The organism is Rhizobium sp. SL42, assembly GCF_021729845.1.
Taxonomy (GTDB): Bacteria; Pseudomonadota; Alphaproteobacteria; order Rhizobiales; family Rhizobiaceae; genus Allorhizobium.
Map to the genome: position 1 here is coordinate 1,032,747 of NZ_CP063397.1, position 17,970 is coordinate 1,050,716.

General features: G+C 59.2%; 18 protein-coding genes. 6 read left to right on the forward strand and 12 right to left on the reverse strand.

Features of this window, described 5'->3' with window-relative positions; genetic code table 11:
* Nucleotides 1–10: 10 nt before the first annotated feature.
* From IM739_RS04780 to ubiE, 4 genes are all read right to left on the reverse strand, one after another.
* Complete coding sequence (locus tag IM739_RS04780) at nt 11–448, reverse strand: response regulator (protein WP_237370074.1); 438 nt, start codon at nt 446–448, stop codon at nt 11–13.
* Nucleotides 449–450: 2 nt separating this feature from the next.
* On the reverse strand, nt 451–1,938 hold the full coding sequence (locus tag IM739_RS04785) for a sensor histidine kinase (protein ID WP_237370075.1): 1,488 nt from the start codon (nt 1,936–1,938) through the stop codon (nt 451–453).
* Between the two features lie 102 nt (nt 1,939–2,040).
* Nucleotides 2,041–3,615 (reverse strand): 2-polyprenylphenol 6-hydroxylase, encoded by a 1,575-nt coding sequence (ubiB, locus tag IM739_RS04790; protein WP_237370076.1) that lies wholly within the window; start codon nt 3,613–3,615, stop codon nt 2,041–2,043.
* Between the two features lie 5 nt (nt 3,616–3,620).
* On the reverse strand, nt 3,621–4,397 hold the full coding sequence (ubiE, locus tag IM739_RS04795; RefSeq protein WP_237370077.1) for a bifunctional demethylmenaquinone methyltransferase/2-methoxy-6-polyprenyl-1,4-benzoquinol methylase UbiE: 777 nt from the start codon (nt 4,395–4,397) through the stop codon (nt 3,621–3,623).
* A gap of 134 nt (nt 4,398–4,531) precedes the next feature.
* Between ubiE and mutM the strand changes: the two genes are divergently transcribed.
* The 4 genes from mutM to dnaA all read left to right on the forward strand — a co-directional run bounded on the left by mutM (nt 4,532) and on the right by dnaA (nt 9,053).
* Nucleotides 4,532–5,422 carry a bifunctional DNA-formamidopyrimidine glycosylase/DNA-(apurinic or apyrimidinic site) lyase gene (gene mutM, locus IM739_RS04800; protein ID WP_237370078.1) on the forward strand — a complete coding sequence of 297 codons (891 nt, stop codon included), beginning with the start codon at nt 4,532–4,534 and terminating at the stop codon, nt 5,420–5,422.
* A 30-nt stretch (nt 5,423–5,452) separates the two neighbouring features.
* On the forward strand, nt 5,453–6,226 hold the full coding sequence (locus tag IM739_RS04805) for an enoyl-CoA hydratase (RefSeq protein ID WP_237370079.1): 774 nt from the start codon (nt 5,453–5,455) through the stop codon (nt 6,224–6,226).
* A 190-nt stretch (nt 6,227–6,416) separates the two neighbouring features.
* Nucleotides 6,417–6,683, forward strand: coding sequence for a 30S ribosomal protein S20 (gene rpsT / locus IM739_RS04810; protein ID WP_007602428.1), 267 nt, complete (start codon nt 6,417–6,419; stop codon nt 6,681–6,683).
* Nucleotides 6,684–7,493: 810 nt separating this feature from the next.
* A complete protein-coding gene (dnaA, locus tag IM739_RS04815) occupies nt 7,494–9,053 on the forward strand; it encodes a chromosomal replication initiator protein DnaA (RefSeq protein WP_237370080.1) in 1,560 nt (519 codons plus the stop codon).
* A gap of 45 nt (nt 9,054–9,098) precedes the next feature.
* On the opposite strand, the gene IM739_RS04820 is transcribed toward dnaA, so the two are convergent.
* The 5 genes from IM739_RS04820 to rph are packed head-to-tail and all read right to left on the reverse strand — an operon-like array spanning nt 9,099 to nt 12,884.
* Nucleotides 9,099–9,836, reverse strand: coding sequence for a class I SAM-dependent methyltransferase (locus tag IM739_RS04820; RefSeq protein ID WP_237370081.1), 738 nt, complete (start codon nt 9,834–9,836; stop codon nt 9,099–9,101).
* A gap of 51 nt (nt 9,837–9,887) precedes the next feature.
* Nucleotides 9,888–11,066 carry a radical SAM family heme chaperone HemW gene (hemW, locus tag IM739_RS04825; RefSeq protein WP_237370082.1) on the reverse strand — a complete coding sequence of 393 codons (1,179 nt, stop codon included), beginning with the start codon at nt 11,064–11,066 and terminating at the stop codon, nt 9,888–9,890.
* A 7-nt stretch (nt 11,067–11,073) separates the two neighbouring features.
* The gene (gene rdgB / locus IM739_RS04830; protein ID WP_237370083.1) at nt 11,074–11,718 is read right to left on the reverse strand and encodes an RdgB/HAM1 family non-canonical purine NTP pyrophosphatase; all 645 of its coding nucleotides are present in this window, start codon (nt 11,716–11,718) and stop codon (nt 11,074–11,076) included.
* A 6-nt stretch (nt 11,719–11,724) separates the two neighbouring features.
* On the reverse strand, nt 11,725–12,141 hold the full coding sequence (locus tag IM739_RS04835; RefSeq protein ID WP_237370084.1) for a VOC family protein: 417 nt from the start codon (nt 12,139–12,141) through the stop codon (nt 11,725–11,727).
* Nucleotides 12,142–12,167: 26 nt separating this feature from the next.
* Nucleotides 12,168–12,884 carry a ribonuclease PH gene (gene rph / locus IM739_RS04840; RefSeq protein ID WP_237370085.1) on the reverse strand — a complete coding sequence of 239 codons (717 nt, stop codon included), beginning with the start codon at nt 12,882–12,884 and terminating at the stop codon, nt 12,168–12,170.
* A gap of 228 nt (nt 12,885–13,112) precedes the next feature.
* Between rph and hrcA the strand changes: the two genes are divergently transcribed.
* Nucleotides 13,113–14,201, forward strand: a complete 1,089-nt coding sequence (gene hrcA / locus IM739_RS04845) for a heat-inducible transcriptional repressor HrcA (RefSeq protein WP_237370978.1) — start codon at nt 13,113–13,115, stop codon at nt 14,199–14,201.
* A 48-nt stretch (nt 14,202–14,249) separates the two neighbouring features.
* Nucleotides 14,250–14,921, forward strand: a complete 672-nt coding sequence (gene grpE / locus IM739_RS04850; RefSeq protein WP_272911339.1) for a nucleotide exchange factor GrpE — start codon at nt 14,250–14,252, stop codon at nt 14,919–14,921.
* Nucleotides 14,922–14,991: 70 nt separating this feature from the next.
* Here grpE and ptsN read toward each other — a convergent pair whose 3' ends face one another.
* The 3 genes from ptsN to rpoN form a co-directional block, all read right to left on the reverse strand.
* The gene (gene ptsN / locus IM739_RS04855) at nt 14,992–15,456 is read right to left on the reverse strand and encodes a PTS IIA-like nitrogen regulatory protein PtsN (RefSeq protein WP_007602443.1); all 465 of its coding nucleotides are present in this window, start codon (nt 15,454–15,456) and stop codon (nt 14,992–14,994) included.
* A 74-nt stretch (nt 15,457–15,530) separates the two neighbouring features.
* Nucleotides 15,531–16,109, reverse strand: a complete 579-nt coding sequence (gene hpf / locus IM739_RS04860; protein WP_237370087.1) for a ribosome hibernation-promoting factor, HPF/YfiA family — start codon at nt 16,107–16,109, stop codon at nt 15,531–15,533.
* Nucleotides 16,110–16,358: 249 nt separating this feature from the next.
* Nucleotides 16,359–17,927 carry an RNA polymerase factor sigma-54 gene (gene rpoN / locus IM739_RS04865; protein WP_237370088.1) on the reverse strand — a complete coding sequence of 523 codons (1,569 nt, stop codon included), beginning with the start codon at nt 17,925–17,927 and terminating at the stop codon, nt 16,359–16,361.
* Nucleotides 17,928–17,970 lie beyond the last annotated feature (43 nt).

A 17,970-nucleotide genomic window follows, 5' to 3' on the forward strand; every position in this document is an offset into this window, starting at 1 on the left:
CAAGCCGGGTTCAGGGGATCTGCATAACGGAGAAGAAAAGTCCGAGTTGGCGGATAGCATTGGCGAAGTTGTCGTAGTCGACAGGTTTGGTGATATAGACATTGGCCCCAAGGTCGTAGCACCGCTGTATTTCGCGTTCGTCATCCGTCGTGGTCAGGATGACGACCGGCAACCGTCGCGTATGCGGGTTGGATTTTACTTTTTCCAGGATGTCGGTGCCCGACATGTCAGGCAGGTTCAGATCGAGCAGGATCAGCAGATAGCGGTCTTGCGAGACTTTTCCGCTGCGGTCTTGTCCGAGGATGAAGTCGAGTGCATCGGTGCCATTGGTAAACGGCACGATCTCGTTGTTGACGCCGGCACGGCGCACATTCTTTTCGATCAGACGGGCGTGCCCCTCGTCGTCTTCAACCATCACAATCGTGACTTCTTTGCCCACAGCTTTCATCGTCAACTCCGTACTAAGCGTGACAGATCGGATGGCAGCCGCAGAACAAAAGTCGACCCTTCACCCAAGCGGGAGGAAACACTGATTTCCCCGCCGAGGTTCCGGGCCAGAGATCGGACATGGGCAAGACCGATGCCTTCACCGGTCTTGTCCTGTTGGCCTGCGCGACGAAAAAGTTCGAAGACGCGTTCCTGATCCTGCTCTGCGATGCCACGGCCGTTATCCTGCACTTCGATCCGCACCATGTGCCGGCCTTCCGGCGCAGTGCGGACCGCAAGTTCAAGCGGCCTATCCGGATGCTTATACTTGATGGCATTGTCGAAAAGGTTACCAAGAATCTGTTCGAGCGAAAGGCGGTCGGTCACCAATGCTGTCGCTTTGGTGTCGAGCGATGTCTGGCCGTCGCTTTCGCTGATCTGATGGTGAAGGCTGGCCGCGATCGTTTCCAGCAGAGGCTTGAGTTCGACCGGTTCCGGCTTCAGCTGCCTGCGGCCATCGCGTGAGATCTTCAGGATCGCATTGATCAGGCCGTCCATCTTCTTCGTCGAGGAGCGAATGAAGCCGATGGCTTCCGGCAGGTCTTCCGATGCCGCAAGCCGCGCCTCCCGGATCATCTCTTCAGACACGGCGCCCCCGTCGGCCAGCACATAGGCCTGCAGCGATTTGAGTGATGTATCGAGCTCGGCTGTAAAGCCCATGATATTGACCAGCGGCGCCCGGAGGTCGTGGGTAACGATATAGGCAAAACGCTGGATTTCCTGGTTCGCCTGCATCAGATCCTCGGTGCGCTCGGCAACGCGGGCCTCCAGTCCGGCATTCAGGTGCTCGACTTCCTGGCGGGCCTTCAGAAGCTCGCGCACATGCTGGTAGACGATCAGCATCGCGCCGCTCATGACCGCGAGGATGGCGATGCCGCCACCCACGGTAATCCACTGCAGCTGTTCGGTCGCCTCAACCTGTTCGCTCGCGCCACGGTCGACATTGCTGTCCGACTTCTGCTTGAAATCGTCGATGATCGCCCGGATCTGGTCCATCACCTCGCGCCCGACCTCGGTCTGCACCAGACTGACGGCCTCATCGCGCCGACCGTCTTTGACGAGGTCGATGGTCCGCGCCATTTCCGAAAGCTTGGCCTGAACCAGTTGCCGCAGTTCCGGCATGCGTACCTGCTTGATCGCGCGTCCACTCACCCGTTGTGACAACAATTCGAGATTGCTGCTTATCGAGCTCAGAGCCTTGTGATACGGCGCCAAGAAGCTCTCGTCCTGTGTCAGCAGATAGCCGCGCTGCCCGGTTTCCGCATCTGTCAGGTTCTGGATCAAATCCGCTGCAGTTCGACGGATATCGCGTTCGACGATGATGTAGTCGAAAGTCGCGCTGGTTTTCTCAACCAGGCCAAACGTGGCAACGACGATGCCAAGCAGGATGCCGGTTCCGATCAACATGAAGAGAATGGTTGACCGGACGAAGCTGGATTGGGTGGCGGACATGAAACTCCTGAGGGAACAACTATGCTTAAGTATGGTTGTAACGCGCCGGCACGCCGCATGTTCCATCGACTAAACAAAAAAACGCGATGGATTTATAAATGTTCAGGAAAGCTGAACTGCGATCGCAACGAGCGACGCAGCAATCACCCACAAGGCAAGGCGTCCATGGCGCGTATGCCTTGCCTCCGATTTGCCGATTGCCTCGGCGGTCTCGGGATCAAAGCGCAGGCCCTGCTCGCTCATGCGCATGATGTCGGCATGGAATTTCTCGGTCTTTGCAGCGATTTCGGGTAATGCTTCGGCAAGCCGCATGGCAGCCTTGGCCCCATCCTTGAGGTCCGTGGCGATGCGCTTGGGTCCGAGATTGTCGCGGATCCACTGCGAGACCACCGGGTCGGCCGCCTTCCACATGTTGAACTGCGGATTGAGGATACGCGCAACGCCTTCCACCACCACCATGGTCTTCTGCAGCATGACCAATTCGGGGCGAGTTTCCATGTCGAAGATCTCGGTGATCTCGAACAGCAGGGTCAATAGCTTGCCCATCGAAATGGTTTCGGCCGGCTGCCCGTGGATCGGCTCGCCGATGGCCCGGATCGCCTGGGCGAAGCTTGCGACATTGTGGTGGGAGGGCACATATCCCGCCTCGAAATGGACTTCCGCGACGCGCAAATAGTCCCTTGTTATGAAGCCGTAGAGAATTTCCGCAAGGAACCGGCGCTCCTTCTTTCCGAGACGTCCGGCAATGCCCATGTCAACGGCGACGATCATGCCGTTCTCATCGACGAACAGATTGCCGGGATGCATGTCGGCGTGGAAAAAGCCGTCGCGCAGCGTGTGGCGGAGGAAGGACTGGATCAGGGTATCGGCCAGCAGGTTGAGATCGAGCCCCGATGCCTGCAATGCCGCCACGTCCGACATCTTGATGCCGTCGATCCACTCCATCGTGACCACGTCGCGACCGGTGCGCTCCCAGTCGACCTTGGGTACCCGAAAGCCGGGGTCCTTGCGCGTATTGTCGGCGATCTCCGACAATGCCGCCGCTTCAAGCCGGAGGTCCATCTCGACTTTGGTCGTCTGCTCGAGCGTCCGCGTCACCTCGACGGGGCGAAGCCGCCGCGTATGCGGCAGGAACCGTTCCTGCAGGCTCGACACGAGATACATCGCCTCGAGGTCGGCCGCGAACCGCTTGCGCACGCCTGGCCGGATCACCTTGACGGCAACCTTGCGCGGGCCGTCCGGGGTCATGACTTCAGCCGGATGCACCTGTGCGATCGAGGCGGCAGCGATCGGCGCGTCGAAGCGAAGATAGAGATCGTCGATCGTACGACCGAGGGAATCCCTGATGGTTGATTTCGCGTCCTCGGTCGGGAAGAAATCCATCCTGTCCTGAAGGCCGGCAAGATCGTCAGCAAAGTCGGCGCCCACCACGTCCGGTCGAGTCGCCAGGAACTGTCCGATCTTCACATAGGATGGGCCAAGTCGTGCGACCGCCTGGGCGAGCCGGTCGGAACGCTCCGCCTGCTTGGCGCGACGTCGTGCAAGCGGCCCGACAAGTGCCTTGCCGAAACCAACGAGGGGAGGGAGGCCATCAGACGGAAGGGCAGCAACGACGCCTTCGCGCACAAGCACCCAGCCAACCCGCGCAAGGCGGAAATATGCGCCGATCGTGCTCATGAATGTCAGATTTTCCAGCCGGAATGCAGCGCGGCAATGCCGCCGGTATAGTTGGTGAACTTGACGTTCGAGAAGCCGGCCGCGCTGACCATCTTGGCGAAATCGCCCTGGTTGGGGAACTTCCGGATGGATTCGACGAGATATTGATAGGGTTCGGCGTCGCCGGTGATCATCTTGCCGAATTTCGGGATCGCGTTGAACGACCAGGCATCATAGACGCGGTCGAGCAGTGGCAGGTCGACCTCGGAGAACTCCAGCACCAAGAGCCGCCCGCCGCGTTTCAAGACGCGAAAGGCTTCCGACAGCGCCACATCGATGCGCGGCACGTTGCGGATGCCAAACGCGATCGTATAGGCATCGAACGTGTTGTCGTCGAAAGGCAGGCTTTCGGCATTGGCCTCGACGAAGGTTAGATTGTCGGACAGGCCTTTTTTCTGCGCCCGTTCCGCACCGACGCCCAGCATCGAGCCGTTGATGTCGAGCACGGTGGCATGCGCCATCCGGTTGGAAGCCTCGACGATCCGGAATGCGATATCGCCCGTGCCGCCGGCAACATCGAGCACTTTGTAGTCGGCGCTCTTGCGCGGGTTCAACGCCGCGATCATCGCGTCTTTCCAGACCCGGTGCAGCCCGGCCGACATGACGTCGTTCATGATGTCGTAGCGCTTGGCGACCTTGTGGAAGACCTCGTTGACCAGGCCCTGCTTTTCCTGCTCGTCGACCTGGCGGAAACCATAGGAGGTTTCCATGCCGCCATCGGCGGAAATGCGGCTTGCAGTCATCGGTTCACTCCACTTGGCGACAGGTCGCTGGACCATAGCGAAAACGGCTGCCGAGCGCTATCTGCGCTATGTCAGCCCCATAGGCTGGTCTATAGACCTTAAAGAATGCGGTTCAAACAGAAAGATGGGCGCTAATGCCGGAATTGCCAGAGGTAGAAACCGTTAGGCGGGGCCTCAGTCCCACCATGGAAGGCGCGCTTTTGCAGCGCCTGGAGCTCAGAAGGCCCGATCTGCGCTTTCCCTTGCCGCGTGATTTCGCCGCAAGGGTCGAGGGCCGGCGCATTACCGCCTTGTCGCGCCGGGCAAAATATCTGCTGATCGACATGGAGGATGGCGCAACCGTGATCGCCCATCTCGGGATGTCCGGCTCGTTCCGCATCGAGGCGGGCGCAGTCGAAGGCGCGCCGGGCGTCTTTCACCATGAGAGAAGCAAGGATGAAAAGCATGACCATGTCATCTTTCACCTGCAACGACAGGAAGGCCCGGTGCGCGTCATCTACAATGATCCGCGCCGTTTCGGCTTCATGGACATGGCAACACGCGCACAACTCGATGTTTACCCCGCCTTTCGTGACCTGGGGCCTGAGCCGGTCGGCAATCTCCTGTCGGCCGACTATCTTGCCGGCCGATTCAATGGTCGCAGCCAGCCACTGAAGAGTGCCCTGCTCGATCAGAAGGTAATAGCAGGTCTCGGCAATATCTATGTCTGCGAAGCCCTGTGGCGGTCGCATCTCTCGCCCACGCGAAAGGTATCGACACTGGTCACCACGGCTGGCAAGCCGAAACCCGAATTGCAGCTGCTGGCCGACAGCATTCGCGAGGTGATCGCCGATGCCATCCTGGCCGGTGGTTCGTCATTGCGCGACCATATCCAGACGGATGGCACGCTCGGTTATTTCCAGCACAGCTTCCGTGCCTATGATCGCGAAGGCCACGCCTGCCTGACGGAAGGCTGCGGCGGTACCGTCGAAAGGATAGTTCAATCCGGCCGCTCGACATTCTATTGTCAGCGCTGCCAGAAGTAAGGCCACCAAACAACATCAAGGGAGTGAGCGATGTCCTTCGAGACCATATTGATCGAGCGGCGTGATCGCGTGGCGATCGTCACATTGAACCGGCCGCAGGCGCTGAATGCACTCAACTCCACTGTCGCGCGGGAATTGTGTCAGGTTTTCGAGCAATTGCAGGCCGATGCAGAGATTGGCGCCGTTGTCCTGACCGGCTCGGAAAAGGCGTTTGCCGCCGGCGCCGATATCAAGGAGATGCAGTCTCTCTCTTTCGTCGACGCCTATACGGGTGATTTCATCGGTACCTGGGACGATATTGCCGGTTTCCGCAAGCCGTTGATCGCGGCCGTGTCGGGCTTTGCTCTGGGCGGCGGTTGCGAGCTTGCCATGATGTGCGATTTCATCATCGCCTCGAAGACGGCGAAGTTCGGCCAGCCCGAGATCACGCTCGGCATCATACCGGGCATGGGAGGCTCCCAGCGCCTGACCCGTGCCGTCGGCAAGGCCAAGGCGATGGACCTTTGCCTGACCGGTCGCATGATGGATGCCACGGAAGCGGAGAGCGCCGGCCTCGTTGCCCGGATCGTCGAGCCTGAGCGGCTCCTGGACGAGGCGATCGAGGCTGCGGCCAGGATCGCGTCCTTTTCGCTGCCGGCGGTCATGATGGCCAAGGAGGCGGTCAATCGGGCTTTCGAGCAGCCGCTTGGCGAGGGTTTGCGCTTTGAGCGACGCCTGTTTCATTCGCTCTTCGCCACCGAAGACCAGAAGGAAGGCATGGCAGCATTTGTCGAGAAGCGCAAACCGGGCTTCCGGAATCGCTAACAAGATGAAGGGCAGGCGCGATTCATTCAGAATCCGCGTTGACGCAATCGCGCTTTCCCGCTATATGCCCGCCCACGGTTGGGAAAGCCGCTGGGCTTTTCCGAAATAGCTCCCCATTTGCTGAATTGGCAGGTCGCAATGACCCGACGCGGCGAGGGTGGGGTTTGGTTTGAATTCGAAGAGAGGCATCATGGCCAATACAACTTCGGCGAAGAAGGCGACCCGCAAGATCGCTCGCCAAACTGCAGTCAACAAGGCTCGCCGTTCGCGGGTCCGTGGTTTCATCCGCAAGGTCGAAGAAGCGATCGCATCGGGCGACGCAACTCTGGCCAAGGATGCCCTTCAGGCGGCTCAGCCGGAACTGCAGCGCGCAGCCACCAAGGGCGTTGTTCACGCCAACACCGCATCGCGCAAGATCTCGCGTCTTGCCTCGCGTGTTAAGGCCCTGTCGGCCTAAGTTCAGACATATTTTAGACGAATTTCGAAGAGCCTGGCATTGCGCCGGGCTTTTTGTGTTTGCGCTTTTTCTAAATGACGCCTATTGATTTAGAGGTTGCTACTTGACGGAAGTGTATCAGTCGAGTGACAGAAATAGATCAATAATTTCAGCCACTTGCTGGAGGTGCTCGGCCGGCCCGGCACTTTACCCAGGGGTAGGTTGGGCCCAATCTGAGTCAAGCGAATTTTTATTTTTGGGCTCATCAAACGCTCAAACACAGGGCCGTTTTCGAATCCCCTTGATTCAAAAGCGATTCTTTTGCGGATGAATGTGACGCAAAAACGATGGACGCAGAGTCAATGGCCGGCGTTCATTTTTGCGGAAAATTCACGGTTGATATTGCCATTTGATCCTGCCTTAATGAGGTCAAGCAAGGGGCTTGGGACGAGCCCGGAAGGGCAATCGGAACAGCAAAAGCTGCGACGATTTACCAGCCCTTGCTGGAGCGGGATGGACCTATTCCGTTATCCCATAAACTGATCGGTATTGCATCGGAAACGGCATCGTTTCCGCGCCCTACCGTTTTGCGTCTTGAGTGGCTTCAGGACGAGCGAATGCTGGCTGGCTTTTCATGTCGAGGATGAAAGGCACGCCGGGAAATTGGGAACGCTGTTTGAGGGGGCGGCGTTTTGTCGGAGCATGGCTTCTGGCCTGGGTTCCGGCGCTACACGGGGATTGTCGGGACGGTTGCGTCTCGGCGCGAGATAAAGCGGCTGCCGGACGATGATAAGACGCCCGGTACCTGAAATGATTTTGGAAGGCGGCAAAATGCATATTAATTCAATGACGGCCGGTGCGTTGGTAAATGGGGACCATGCACATTCGGCACTCAGCGCCGCGTGCTCCGATGGTGCGGGAGACAATGCCGAAATGAAGCACAATGCTCTTTTCGAGCGTTTCAGCCTCCGTCTCAAGGCTCAGGTTGGACCTGATGTCTATGCGAGCTGGTTTGGGCGCCTCAAACTCCATTCGGCATCGAAAAGCGTCGTGCGGTTGACCGTGCCGACTACTTTCCTGAAGTCCTGGATCAACAACCGCTATCTCGATCTGATCAGCTCGATTTTCCAGGCTGAAGATCCGAACATTCTCAAGGTGGAAATCATGGTGCGCAGCGCAAGCCGCGCCACCCGTGGCCCGATCGTCGATGAGCGCGAGGTCCCCGCCGATACCGCCCAGCCGGCCACCGGCCGCAAGTCCGGCCCGCAGTCGGTCGGCCAGATCGCCGCGTCTCAGGCTCCGGCTTCCAATTCCGCGCGCTCCAGCACCGCAACGCCGCTGTTCGGCTCGCCGCTCGACTCGCGCTATACCTTTGACGGCTTTGTCGAAGGTGCATCGAACCGCGTGGCCCTTGCCGCGGCCAAGACGATTGCCGAAGCGGGTGCGGGCGCCGTGCGTTTCAATCCGCTCTTCATCCATTCCTCCGTTGGCCTCGGCAAGACCCATCTGCTGCAGGCGATTGCCAATGCCGCCGTGCATAGCCCGCGTGCGCCGCGCGTTGTCTACCTGACGGCCGAATACTTCATGTGGCGCTTCGCCACCGCGATCCGTGACAACGACGCGCTGACGCTGAAGGACTCGCTGCGCAACATCGATCTCCTGATCATCGACGACATGCAGTTCCTGCAGGGAAAGATGATCCAGCACGAATTCTGCCATCTGCTCAACATGCTGCTCGACAGCGCCAAGCAGGTCGTCGTGGCAGCTGACCGTGCTCCGTGGGAACTGGAATCGCTGGACCCGCGGGTGCGTTCGCGTCTTCAGGGCGGCGTCGCCATCGAGATGGAAGCGCCCGACTACGACATGCGCCTGGATATGCTGAAAAGCCGCCTGGATGCAGCCCGCAAGGATGATGGCGCGCTGGAAATTCCCGCAGACCTCCTTGAGCATGTTGCACGCAACATCACCAGCAGCGGCCGCGATCTGGAAGGCGCCTTCAACCAGCTGGTGTTCCGTCGCTCCTTCGAGCCAAACCTGTCGATCGAGCGTGTCGATGAACTACTGGCCCACCTCGTTGGCGCTGGCGAACAGAAGCGCGTCCGTATCGAAGACATCCAGCGCATTGTCGCGCGTCATTACAATGTCTCGCGCCAGGAACTGGTGTCGAACCGCCGGACCCGCGTCATCGTCAAGCCGCGTCAGATTGCCATGTATCTGTCCAAGACCCTGACGCCGCGGTCCTTCCCGGAAATCGGCCGCCGCTTCGGTGGACGCGATCATACGACCGTATTGCATGCCGTGCGCAAGATCGAGGATCTGGTCAGCGAAGACACCAAGCTGAGCCACGAGATCGAGCTGCTGAAGCGGCTCATCAATGAGAATAATGCATGAGGAACCAAGGCCGGCGCAAATGCCGGCCTCTTTTTTGGACGATCGTCAGCGGCTGGCGATCACGATGATTTCGCAACTGTCTTGGCTGAAAGCGGATTTCTCCCAGTCTCCATGCCAGCGCACAGTGTCAAAACCGCTGTCAGTCAGCAGCGCTGCAATCTTCTCCCGTGATGTGAAGCGCAGGATGCTTGGGCTGATTCTGCGCTCCCCCGTGTCGATCAGGGTGAACACGGTATCAAAATGCACAAGATCATCCCGCTGACCCGTCAGCTGGTAGTGGACTGCGACAAGCCCAACGTCGCGGATGCAGGCGACCTCGCGGGTTGCGCCCTCCGTCCAATCCCTCCATGCCTCGGCCAACGGGTTCCGGCTTTCGAACACCAGCCGACCGTTGGCGGTGAGGTGCCGCCGGGCGGAAGACAAAACGGCATACGTCTCCGCGTCATCGAGAAATACCTGGAACACGTGGCCGGTCATGATGATCAGGTCGAAGTGGCGACCAAGATCGAAGTCGCGTGCATCGCCGTCTATCCACTCCACCAACCGCTCGTGATCCTTTTCTCGCGCCACCCGCAGCATGCCGGGCGCGGGGTCGAGCCCCGTGACCCCGTGGCCGAGCTGCGCGAGCTGCAAGGCCACTGACCCAGTGCCGCAGCCGAGATCAAGAATGGAAGAGGGTGCGGCCGCCAGTCCGAGATAAAAGTCGCGGTCGGGCCCATGACGATTGAAGTCGTCATAGAAGCGAGCAAAGTCGTAGTCTGCAAATGCAAGGTCAGGTGCCATCCGCGATCCGGGCTAGAAAGACCGAATTCTAGTCTGCTGATCGATTTGCAATCAACAGGCCAGATCTGCCACTACGGCATCAAGGATCAGCATGCCCGGCGGCGTACAGCGCAGCCGCGAATTGCCAAGCCGTTCGATAAAGCCCTGTTCCAGTAAAAACTGCTCGCGCGCCGGATCGGGATCGCGTCCGGAGAGTTGCTGCCACCGGGCGAGATCGACCCCTTCGCGCAGCCGCAGGCCCATCAGCAGCAATTCGTCAGCCTGCGCCTCGTTGTCGAGCAGTTCCTGGTCGATCATGCCATGACCACGCTGTTCGACCGCGATGAGCCAGGTTTCCGGGTGTTTTTCGGTCGCCGTTGCGATTTTCGAGCGCCCGCGGGTCAGGCGACCGTGTGCGCCGGGGCCAATGCCGGCATAGTCGCCGTAGCGCCAGTAGGTCAGGTTGTGGCGGCTTTCGGCGCCCGGACGGGCATGGTTCGACACTTCATAGGCCGGCATGCCTTCGCGCTCGGTGATTTCCTGCGTCGCCTCATAGAGGATGGCCGCGTGTTCTTCGTCCGGAACGATCAGCTTGCCGGCCCTGTGCAGGCCGAAAAAGGCCGTGCCTTCCTCAATGGTCAGCTGGTAGAGCGAAAGATGATCGACGGCATAGGACATCGCTTCCTTCAGTTCGCGTTCCCAAGCCTCGACCGTCTGCTTTGGCCGAGCATAGATCAGGTCGAAGGACATGCGTGGGAAGATCTCGCGGGCGAGCCGGATGGCCCGTAGCGCATCCTCGACATCATGTAACCGGCCGAGAAATTTCAGGTCTGCATCATTCAGCGCCTGGACGCCGAGAGACACGCGGTTGACGCCGGCTGCGCGGTAACCGCGGAAACGTGTTGCCTCGACGCTGGAGGGATTGGCCTCCATCGTCACTTCGATGCCGTTGGGCACATGCCAGGCCCCGGCAATACCGTCCAGGATCGCGGCCACGGTTGAAGGATCCATCAGCGATGGCGTGCCGCCGCCCATGAAGATACTGGTGACCGTTTTCGGACCGGAGAGTTCGCGCATCGCCTTCATCTCCTGGAGGAATGCCGAGACGAAACGGGCTTGATCCACGGGTTGATGCCGGACATGGCTGTTGAAGTCACAATACGGGCATTTGGCCGCGCAGAATGGCCAATGCACATAGATGCCGAAGCCCGGTTCGCCGGTGTCGGGCAGAAGCGTGAAGGCTTCGGTCATGAGCGGATCAGGCCTCCAGGCAGGTTTCAACGAAAAGCTTGAAGGCGCGCGCGCGGTGCGACAGCGCCTGCGGATCGCCCGGCTTCCAGCCGTGTTTTTCGTCCGACGACATTTCGCCGAAGGTGCGCTCGTGGCCTTCCGGCTGGAAAATCGGGTCGTAACCGAACCCGGCCGTCCCACGCGGAGGCCAGGCAACGATACCCTCGATCTCGCCGCGGAAGAACTCGGTATGGCCGTCCGGCCAGGCAAGGCAGAGCACGGAGACAAAGCGGCCACCGCGTTGCGACGGATCAGTGGCGCCGCGTTCGGACAAAGCTGTCTCGACCTTCTGCATGGCCATTGCGAAATCGCGGCTGCCGTCATCGCGCTCGGCCCAGTTGGCCGTGTAGACGCCGGGTGCGCCATCGAGCGCGTCGATGACCAAGCCGCTATCATCCGACAGCGACGGCAGGCCGGAAGCCTTGGCCGAAGCCAGTGCCTTGATCGCTGCATTTTCCTCGAACGTCGTGCCCGTCTCGTCGGGTTCCGCAAATTTCAGTTCGGCTGCAGACTTGGCGGAAAATCCGAGCGGGCCGATCAGATCGGCGATTTCCGCGATCTTGCCGGCATTGTGGCTGGCCACGACGATGGTACGGGTGTCGAGCTTGCGCATGAAAGGTCAGTCCAGAGTCCAGAGTTTCGGTTCGGCACATTCCAGGCTATTGCCCGCTGGGTCGCGGAAATAGATCGAACGGGCGCCATTTGGCCAGCGGAAGTCGGATTCGATCTTAACGCCAGCCTGCTGCAAACGCGCCAGGACGCTGGCAATCTCTTCGCCGGACACCTTGAAGCACAGGTGCCCCGCGCCCTGGGCTCCATGGCTCGGAACCGGAAGCGAACCGGCAGGCGCCGGCTGCAGCGTTTCCGTCGGATTGAAGATCAGCAGTATCGTCTGGCCACAGCGAAAGAAGATGTGGCGATCGCCCTGGCGCGCGATTTTTTCGAGCCCCAGGACGGTTTCGTAGAAATGCTCGGCGGCGTCGAGGTCGTCGGCATACAGCGCCGTTTCCAGCACACCTTGCAAGAGTTGAGACACCTGTCGAACCTTTCCTGTCCTACCGCTTAAGCGAGAGCCTGCTTTTGTAGAGCGACCAGTTCATCGATGCCATTGCGGGCAAGGCCGAGCAGGGTGAGGAATTCATCCTGGCTGAACGGCTTGCCTTCGGCGGTGCCCTGTATCTCGACGATACCGCCGGAACCCGTCATGACGAAATTGGCATCGGTTTCCGCAGCCGAATCTTCCAGATAGTCGAGATCGATCACCGGCTGGTTGGCGAAGATTCCGCATGAAATCGCTGCGATATGGTCCTTCAGGACCTTCTCGAGTTTGATCATGTTGCGCGTTTCCATCCACTTCAGGCAGTCATGCAAAGCGATGAAAGCACCGGTGATCGACGCGGTGCGTGTGCCGCCATCGGCTTGGATGACATCGCAGTCGATCGAGATCTGGCGTTCGCCCAGCGCTTCGAGATCGACGATGGCGCGCAGCGACCGCCCGATCAGCCGTTGGATTTCCTGGGTGCGGCCACTCTGCTTGCCCGATGCTGCCTCGCGCTTCATCCGGTCGCCGGTGGCGCGCGGCAGCATGCCGTATTCTGCGGTGACCCAGCCCTTGCCGGAGTTGCGCAGCCACGGCGGGGTCTTTTCCTCGAGGCTTGCCGTGCACAGCACATGGGTGTCGCCGAACTTGACGAGGCAGGAACCCTCCGCATGCTTGGAAAAGTTGCGCTCGAACGAAACCTTGCGCATTTGGTCGGTTTTTCTGCCTGATGGCCGCATTGCGATCTCCTAGATTGTCTGACGCCTTCTAGAGCCTTTCCGGGCCAAATGGAAACAGTTCTGTCGCCTGGTTCCGGGTGGCTCGGGTTTTTGCCCCGGGCTTTCGCAGTGAAAAACCTGGGGCGTGCGTAAAAGCCGCGTTGGCCCGTGGAATTTGGCCTTTGTGATCGAGGTCAGAATGACTATATTTCTTTCCATGAAACACTGCACACAGTGCTTGCTCCGATAATGGTTGCACCGACGAATACAGTCGCCGACGTTTCCGCCTCGCTGGATGATCGCTCCAGAGAGGTCTTTCGGCGTATCGTAGAAACCTATCTCGACTCCGGCGATCCACTCGGCTCGCGCAACCTGTCGCGCTTGCTGCCGATGTCGCTGTCGCCGGCCTCGGTGCGCAATGTGATGAGCGATCTTGAAGGTCTCGGTCTGATCTATGCGCCGCATATCAGCGCCGGTCGCCTGCCGACTCAGCTTGGCCTGCGCTTCTTCGTCGATGCATTCATGCAGGTGGGCGATCTTTCCGAGGAAGAGCGTGGCACGATCGAGCGCCAGATCCGGCCACCCAGCGCCGATCAGCCGATGGAAGCGATGTTGACCGAGGCGAGCCGCATGCTGTCGGGCCTGTCGCGTGGCGCGGGTCTGGTAATCTCGTCGAAGAATGATCCCGTCCTGAAACATGTCGAGTTCATTCGGCTGGAGCCGACCAAGGCGCTTGCCGTTCTGGTCGGTGAGCAGAACCAGGTCGAGAACCGTATCATCGAGCTTCCAGCCGGCATTACCGCCTCCCAGTTGACCGAAGCGGCGAATTTCCTCAATGCCAATCTCGCCGGCCAGACCCTGTCAGAACTGCGTGGTCAGCTGGAAAAGCTAAAGACCCAGGTTGCCGGCGAACTCGACGCCTTGTCGCAGGATCTGGTCGAGCGCGGACTGGCCGTCTGGTCCGGCGGTCTTGGAGATCAGAAGCCGACCCGATTGATCGTGCGCGGCCGGGCCAACCTGCTCGAGGGGCTTGCGGGTTCCGAAGACGTGGACCGGCTTCGCCTGCTTTTTGATGATCTGGAGCGCAAGGAAAGCCTGATCGAGATCCTCGACCTTGCCGAAACCGGGCCAGGTGTGCGTATCTTCATCGGCTCGGAAAACAAGCTCTTCTCATTGTCCGGCTCATCGCTGATTGTAGCGCCCTACCGCGATGGCGAAGACCGCATCGTTGGTGCCGTGGGTGTGATTGGTCCGACACGGCTCAACTATTCCCGCATCGTGCCGATGGTCGACTACACCGCCCAGCTCATGGCTCGCCTGGCGCGTTCAGGCCGTTGAGCGCTTCTTTCCCCTCCACGCCTTGATTTTTTCACGACAAACCCTGATATCGGGCTCAAATTCGAAACTCAGAATTCGAACAATGACAATAATTCGGAGATCGTCATGACCGATGAGACCAACAAGAACGGACCTGACACGGCGGCTGCCGAGGCTACCATGCCCGAAGCAGCGGAAGAGCAGATCATGGTCGAAAGCGAAACGGACGTGGATCCGCTGGAAGCTCTGAAAGCAGAGAATGCGGATCTGCGGGACCGTTTCCTGCGGCTGGCCGCTGAAATGGACAATCTTCGCCGCCGCACGGATCGCGAGATCAAGGATGCCAAGTCCTATGCGGTTACCGGCTTTGCACGCGACATGCTGTCGGTTTCGGATAATCTGCGCCGGGCGATTGAAGCCCTGCCGGAGGAAGCGCGCACAAACGCAGATGCTGGTCTTGCCGCTCTGATCGAGGGTGTCGAGATGACCGAGCGAGGCATGCTGGCGACCATGGAACGTCATGGCATCCGCAAGATCGAGCCGGTGGGTCAGAAGTTCGACCCCAATTTCCATCAGGCAATGTTTGAGGTGCCGAACCCGGATGTGCCCAACAGCACCGTCGTCCAGGTCGTGCAGGCGGGTTACGCCATCGGCGAGCGGGTGCTGCGTCCGGCCATGGTTGGTGTTGCCAAGGGCGGTCCGAAGATCGACGCGACGGCCGATACCGCCGGCAAGGCCTAAACCTCACATCATGCATGAAACAAAAAAAGCGCCCTTCGGGGCGCTTTTTTTATGTCTTTGACGGATGGCTTCAGGCAGCGTTGGAAGCATGTTCCTGATTGAGAAAGGTGAAGATTGCCGAGGCGGAATCGGTCGCACGCAGCTTGGCCACGAGATCCTGATCGCGTAGAACGCGGGCAATGCGTGACAAAGCCTTGAGATGATCCGCGCCTGCACCTTCAGGGGCGAGCAGCAGGAACACCAAATCCACGGGCTGGTCGTCCAGCGCCTCGAAATCGACCGGCGTTTCGAGCCTTGCGAAGACGCCGGTGATTTGTGTGATGCGGTTGAGCTTGCCGTGGGGAATTGCAATTCCATTGCCGACCCCGGTGGATCCGAGGCGTTCGCGCTGCAAGATGACATCGAATATTTCCCGTTCGGGAATATTGGTCAACTTCGAGGCTTTTGCCGCAAGTTCCTGAAGCAGTTGCTTCTTCGAGTTCACCCTGAGGGCGGGTACGACAGCATCCTGTTGCAGCAAATCTGCCAAGGCCATATCAACTTCCTTCATGCTGGAGAGACGAGCGGCGGGCGACTGCCAGAATGGAATTCGCCCGCCGTTGTGCTTCTTCAGCCTTTGATGTTGGCGGAATCGATCCACCCGATATTACCATCATTGCGACGGTATACGATGTTTACTTCTTCTGTTCCCGGACTTCTGAACAAGAGAACAGGCTCGTCAGTCATGTCCAGCGCCATAACGGCCGAGGCGACAGACATCGTCCTCAGCTTTTTGGTGCTTTCTGCCACGATCGTGGGTGCATAATCGTCCGGCACCTCGTCTTCGTGTTCGTCCGGAAATGAATCCATGACGGTATAGGCAACTTCAATCGATGTGCCAGCAACGCCGACCGCATGGTGATCCTTCAGTCTGCGCTTATAGCGTCTAAGGCGCTTTTCAATGCGCTCGAACGCCGTATCGAAAGCCAGTTGAGGATCATTCGCCTCGCCAGCAGCATGAAGGTTGGCGCCTGCGTCGAGATGAACGAGGCAATCTGCGGCATACCGCGATTGCGACTTCGTCACGACGATCTGGCTCGAATACCCTCCGTCGAAGTATTTGGTCACCGCATCTTCGATCCGCTGTTCGATCCGCTGACGGAACGACTCGCCGATTTCCATTTGCTTGCCGGATACACGCACACTCATGGAGTTTCCCTTCTTATCGTTGGTGTGCAAACCAATCGTCGGTTTGCAAAGACCATTTTACGCCAAGCCACGTCCGCGTCCAAGCTTTTCGAGCGAACCAATGAATCTGTTGCCTCGTTCGATGGGCGTGTGCTGGGGATAAGTTTCAAGCAAGAGTATGCGCGTTCGATTGCGGCGGGCTTCTAGCTTTCATCCCGCCGAAAGTCAATGCACCGTTAAGATTCAGGTAAGTTTCGCGCGTTGAAAACCCTAGATTGCAGGCACTTTTGCCATGGCGCGCTTCTCTCTGCGCCGCTGCACGGAGGAGGGAATATTCATCGACTCCCGGTATTTGGCCACGGTTCTTCGCGCGAGGTCGACACCGCTGGATTTCAGGGTGTGCACAATATCGTCATCGGACAGGACGGCGTCGGTGCTTTCCTGCGCGATCATCATGCGGATGCGATGGCGTACGGCTTCGGCGGAGTGCGTATCGCCACCCTCGGCGGATGCGATCGACACGCTGAAGAAATATTTCAGCTCGAACAGGCCGCGTGGCGTCATCATGTATTTGTTGGTCGTGACGCGGCTTACCGTCGATTCATGCATCTTGATTGCATCGGCAACGATCTTCAGGTTGAGCGGCCTGAGATGGTCGACGCCTTCCTCGAGAAAGGCCGACTGCTGCCGAACGATCTCCACGGCAACCTTCATGATGGTCTTGGCGCGCTGGTCGAGGCTGCGCGTCAGCCAGTTGGCGCTTTGCAGGCATTCCGACATGAAGGCTTGGTCGCCGCTATCCTTGCTGCCGCCCTGCCGCCCGACGGCTGCCATGTAGTTCTGGTTGACCAGAACCCGCGGTAGGGCATCCGGATTGAGCTCGACCTTCCAGCCGCCAAGCGGATCGGGTCTAACCACGATGTCCGGCGTCACCGATTCCGTTGCGCTGTGCTCGAAATTGCTGCCGGGCTTGGGATTGAGCTTGCGGATCTCGGCCAGCATGTCGATGAGATCCTCCTCATCCACGCCGCAGATCTTCTTTAGCGTATTGAAGTCGCGTTTCGCCAGAAGCTCCAGGTTCTCGACCAGGCCTGCCATCGCCGGATCGTATCGATCGCGTTGGCGAAGCTGTATGGCCAGGCATTCGCTGAGCGTCCGAGCAAAGACACCGGCTGGCTCCAGCGTCTGAAGCGTTTCCAGTACCTGCTCGATCGCATGCCGGTCGCGTCCCAGTCGCGAGGATACTTCGCCGAGATCGGCGCGTAGATAGCCGGCCTCATCGAGGTGATCGACCAGGATGGCTGCGATCAATCGGTCGGTATCGTTGTTGAGCGCAAAGGGAATTTGCTGGTTGAGATGATCGCGCAGGCTGATTTGCCCGGCGACGAAATCATCAAGGTCGAAACCCTCGCCGGTTTCGCCGGAATTGCCCGGCATCGATTTCCATTGGCTGAGGAGTTCCGGCGCGTCCGGTCGCATCGCGGAGCCTTCGTCGGCAAACGCAGTGTCGAAATTGGCGTCCAGCCGGTCATTCAGGCTGGCATTGTCATTCTCTTCATACCAGTCACTGTCGAGCGAGGGCGCAGCGCCTGCGTCGTCATTGGTCTGATGCGTATCTGCGGAGATCGGCGGTGGCCTGTCCGTCGGATCGGCACTGTCACCGCCCAAATCGCCATCATCTGCCACCATTTCAAGCAGCGGGTTGCGTTCGATTTCCTGGGAGATGAACTGCATCAGTTCGATATGCGTCATCTGCAGCAGCTGGATGGATTGCATCAGCTGCGGTGTCATCACCAAAGACTGGCTTTGTCGCAGGAAAAGATTGGCGGATAAGGCCATGATCGACGCTAGACTCCCCTACATCTCCCGATAATTCCCGCCA

Bases quoted from the DNA above. Each gene is read 5' to 3' on its own strand.
- IM739_RS04805 (WP_237370079.1), top strand. From the start codon at position 5,453: ATGTCCTTCGAGACCATATTGATCGAGCGGCGTGATCGCGTGGCGATC.
- ubiB (WP_237370076.1), bottom strand. From the start codon at position 3,615: ATGAGCACGATCGGCGCATATTTCCGCCTTGCGCGGGTTGGCTGGGTG.
- hpf (WP_237370087.1), bottom strand. From the start codon at position 16,109: ATGAGTGTGCGTGTATCCGGCAAGCAAATGGAAATCGGCGAGTCGTTC.
- rph (WP_237370085.1), bottom strand. From the start codon at position 12,884: ATGCGGCCATCAGGCAGAAAAACCGACCAAATGCGCAAGGTTTCGTTC.
- IM739_RS04820 (WP_237370081.1), bottom strand. From the start codon at position 9,836: ATGGCACCTGACCTTGCATTTGCAGACTACGACTTTGCTCGCTTCTAT.
- dnaA (WP_237370080.1), top strand. From the start codon at position 7,494: ATGCATATTAATTCAATGACGGCCGGTGCGTTGGTAAATGGGGACCAT.
- ptsN (WP_007602443.1), bottom strand. From the start codon at position 15,456: ATGGCCTTGGCAGATTTGCTGCAACAGGATGCTGTCGTACCCGCCCTC.
- IM739_RS04780 (WP_237370074.1), bottom strand. From the start codon at position 448: ATGAAAGCTGTGGGCAAAGAAGTCACGATTGTGATGGTTGAAGACGAC.
- ubiE (WP_237370077.1), bottom strand. From the start codon at position 4,397: ATGACTGCAAGCCGCATTTCCGCCGATGGCGGCATGGAAACCTCCTAT.
- rpoN (WP_237370088.1), bottom strand. From the start codon at position 17,927: ATGGCCTTATCCGCCAATCTTTTCCTGCGACAAAGCCAGTCTTTGGTG.
- rdgB (WP_237370083.1), bottom strand. From the start codon at position 11,718: ATGCGCAAGCTCGACACCCGTACCATCGTCGTGGCCAGCCACAATGCC.
- IM739_RS04785 (WP_237370075.1), bottom strand. From the start codon at position 1,938: ATGTCCGCCACCCAATCCAGCTTCGTCCGGTCAACCATTCTCTTCATG.
- rpsT (WP_007602428.1), top strand. From the start codon at position 6,417: ATGGCCAATACAACTTCGGCGAAGAAGGCGACCCGCAAGATCGCTCGC.
- hrcA (WP_237370978.1), top strand. From the start codon at position 13,113: ATGGTTGCACCGACGAATACAGTCGCCGACGTTTCCGCCTCGCTGGAT.
- hemW (WP_237370082.1), bottom strand. From the start codon at position 11,066: ATGACCGAAGCCTTCACGCTTCTGCCCGACACCGGCGAACCGGGCTTC.
- mutM (WP_237370078.1), top strand. From the start codon at position 4,532: ATGCCGGAATTGCCAGAGGTAGAAACCGTTAGGCGGGGCCTCAGTCCC.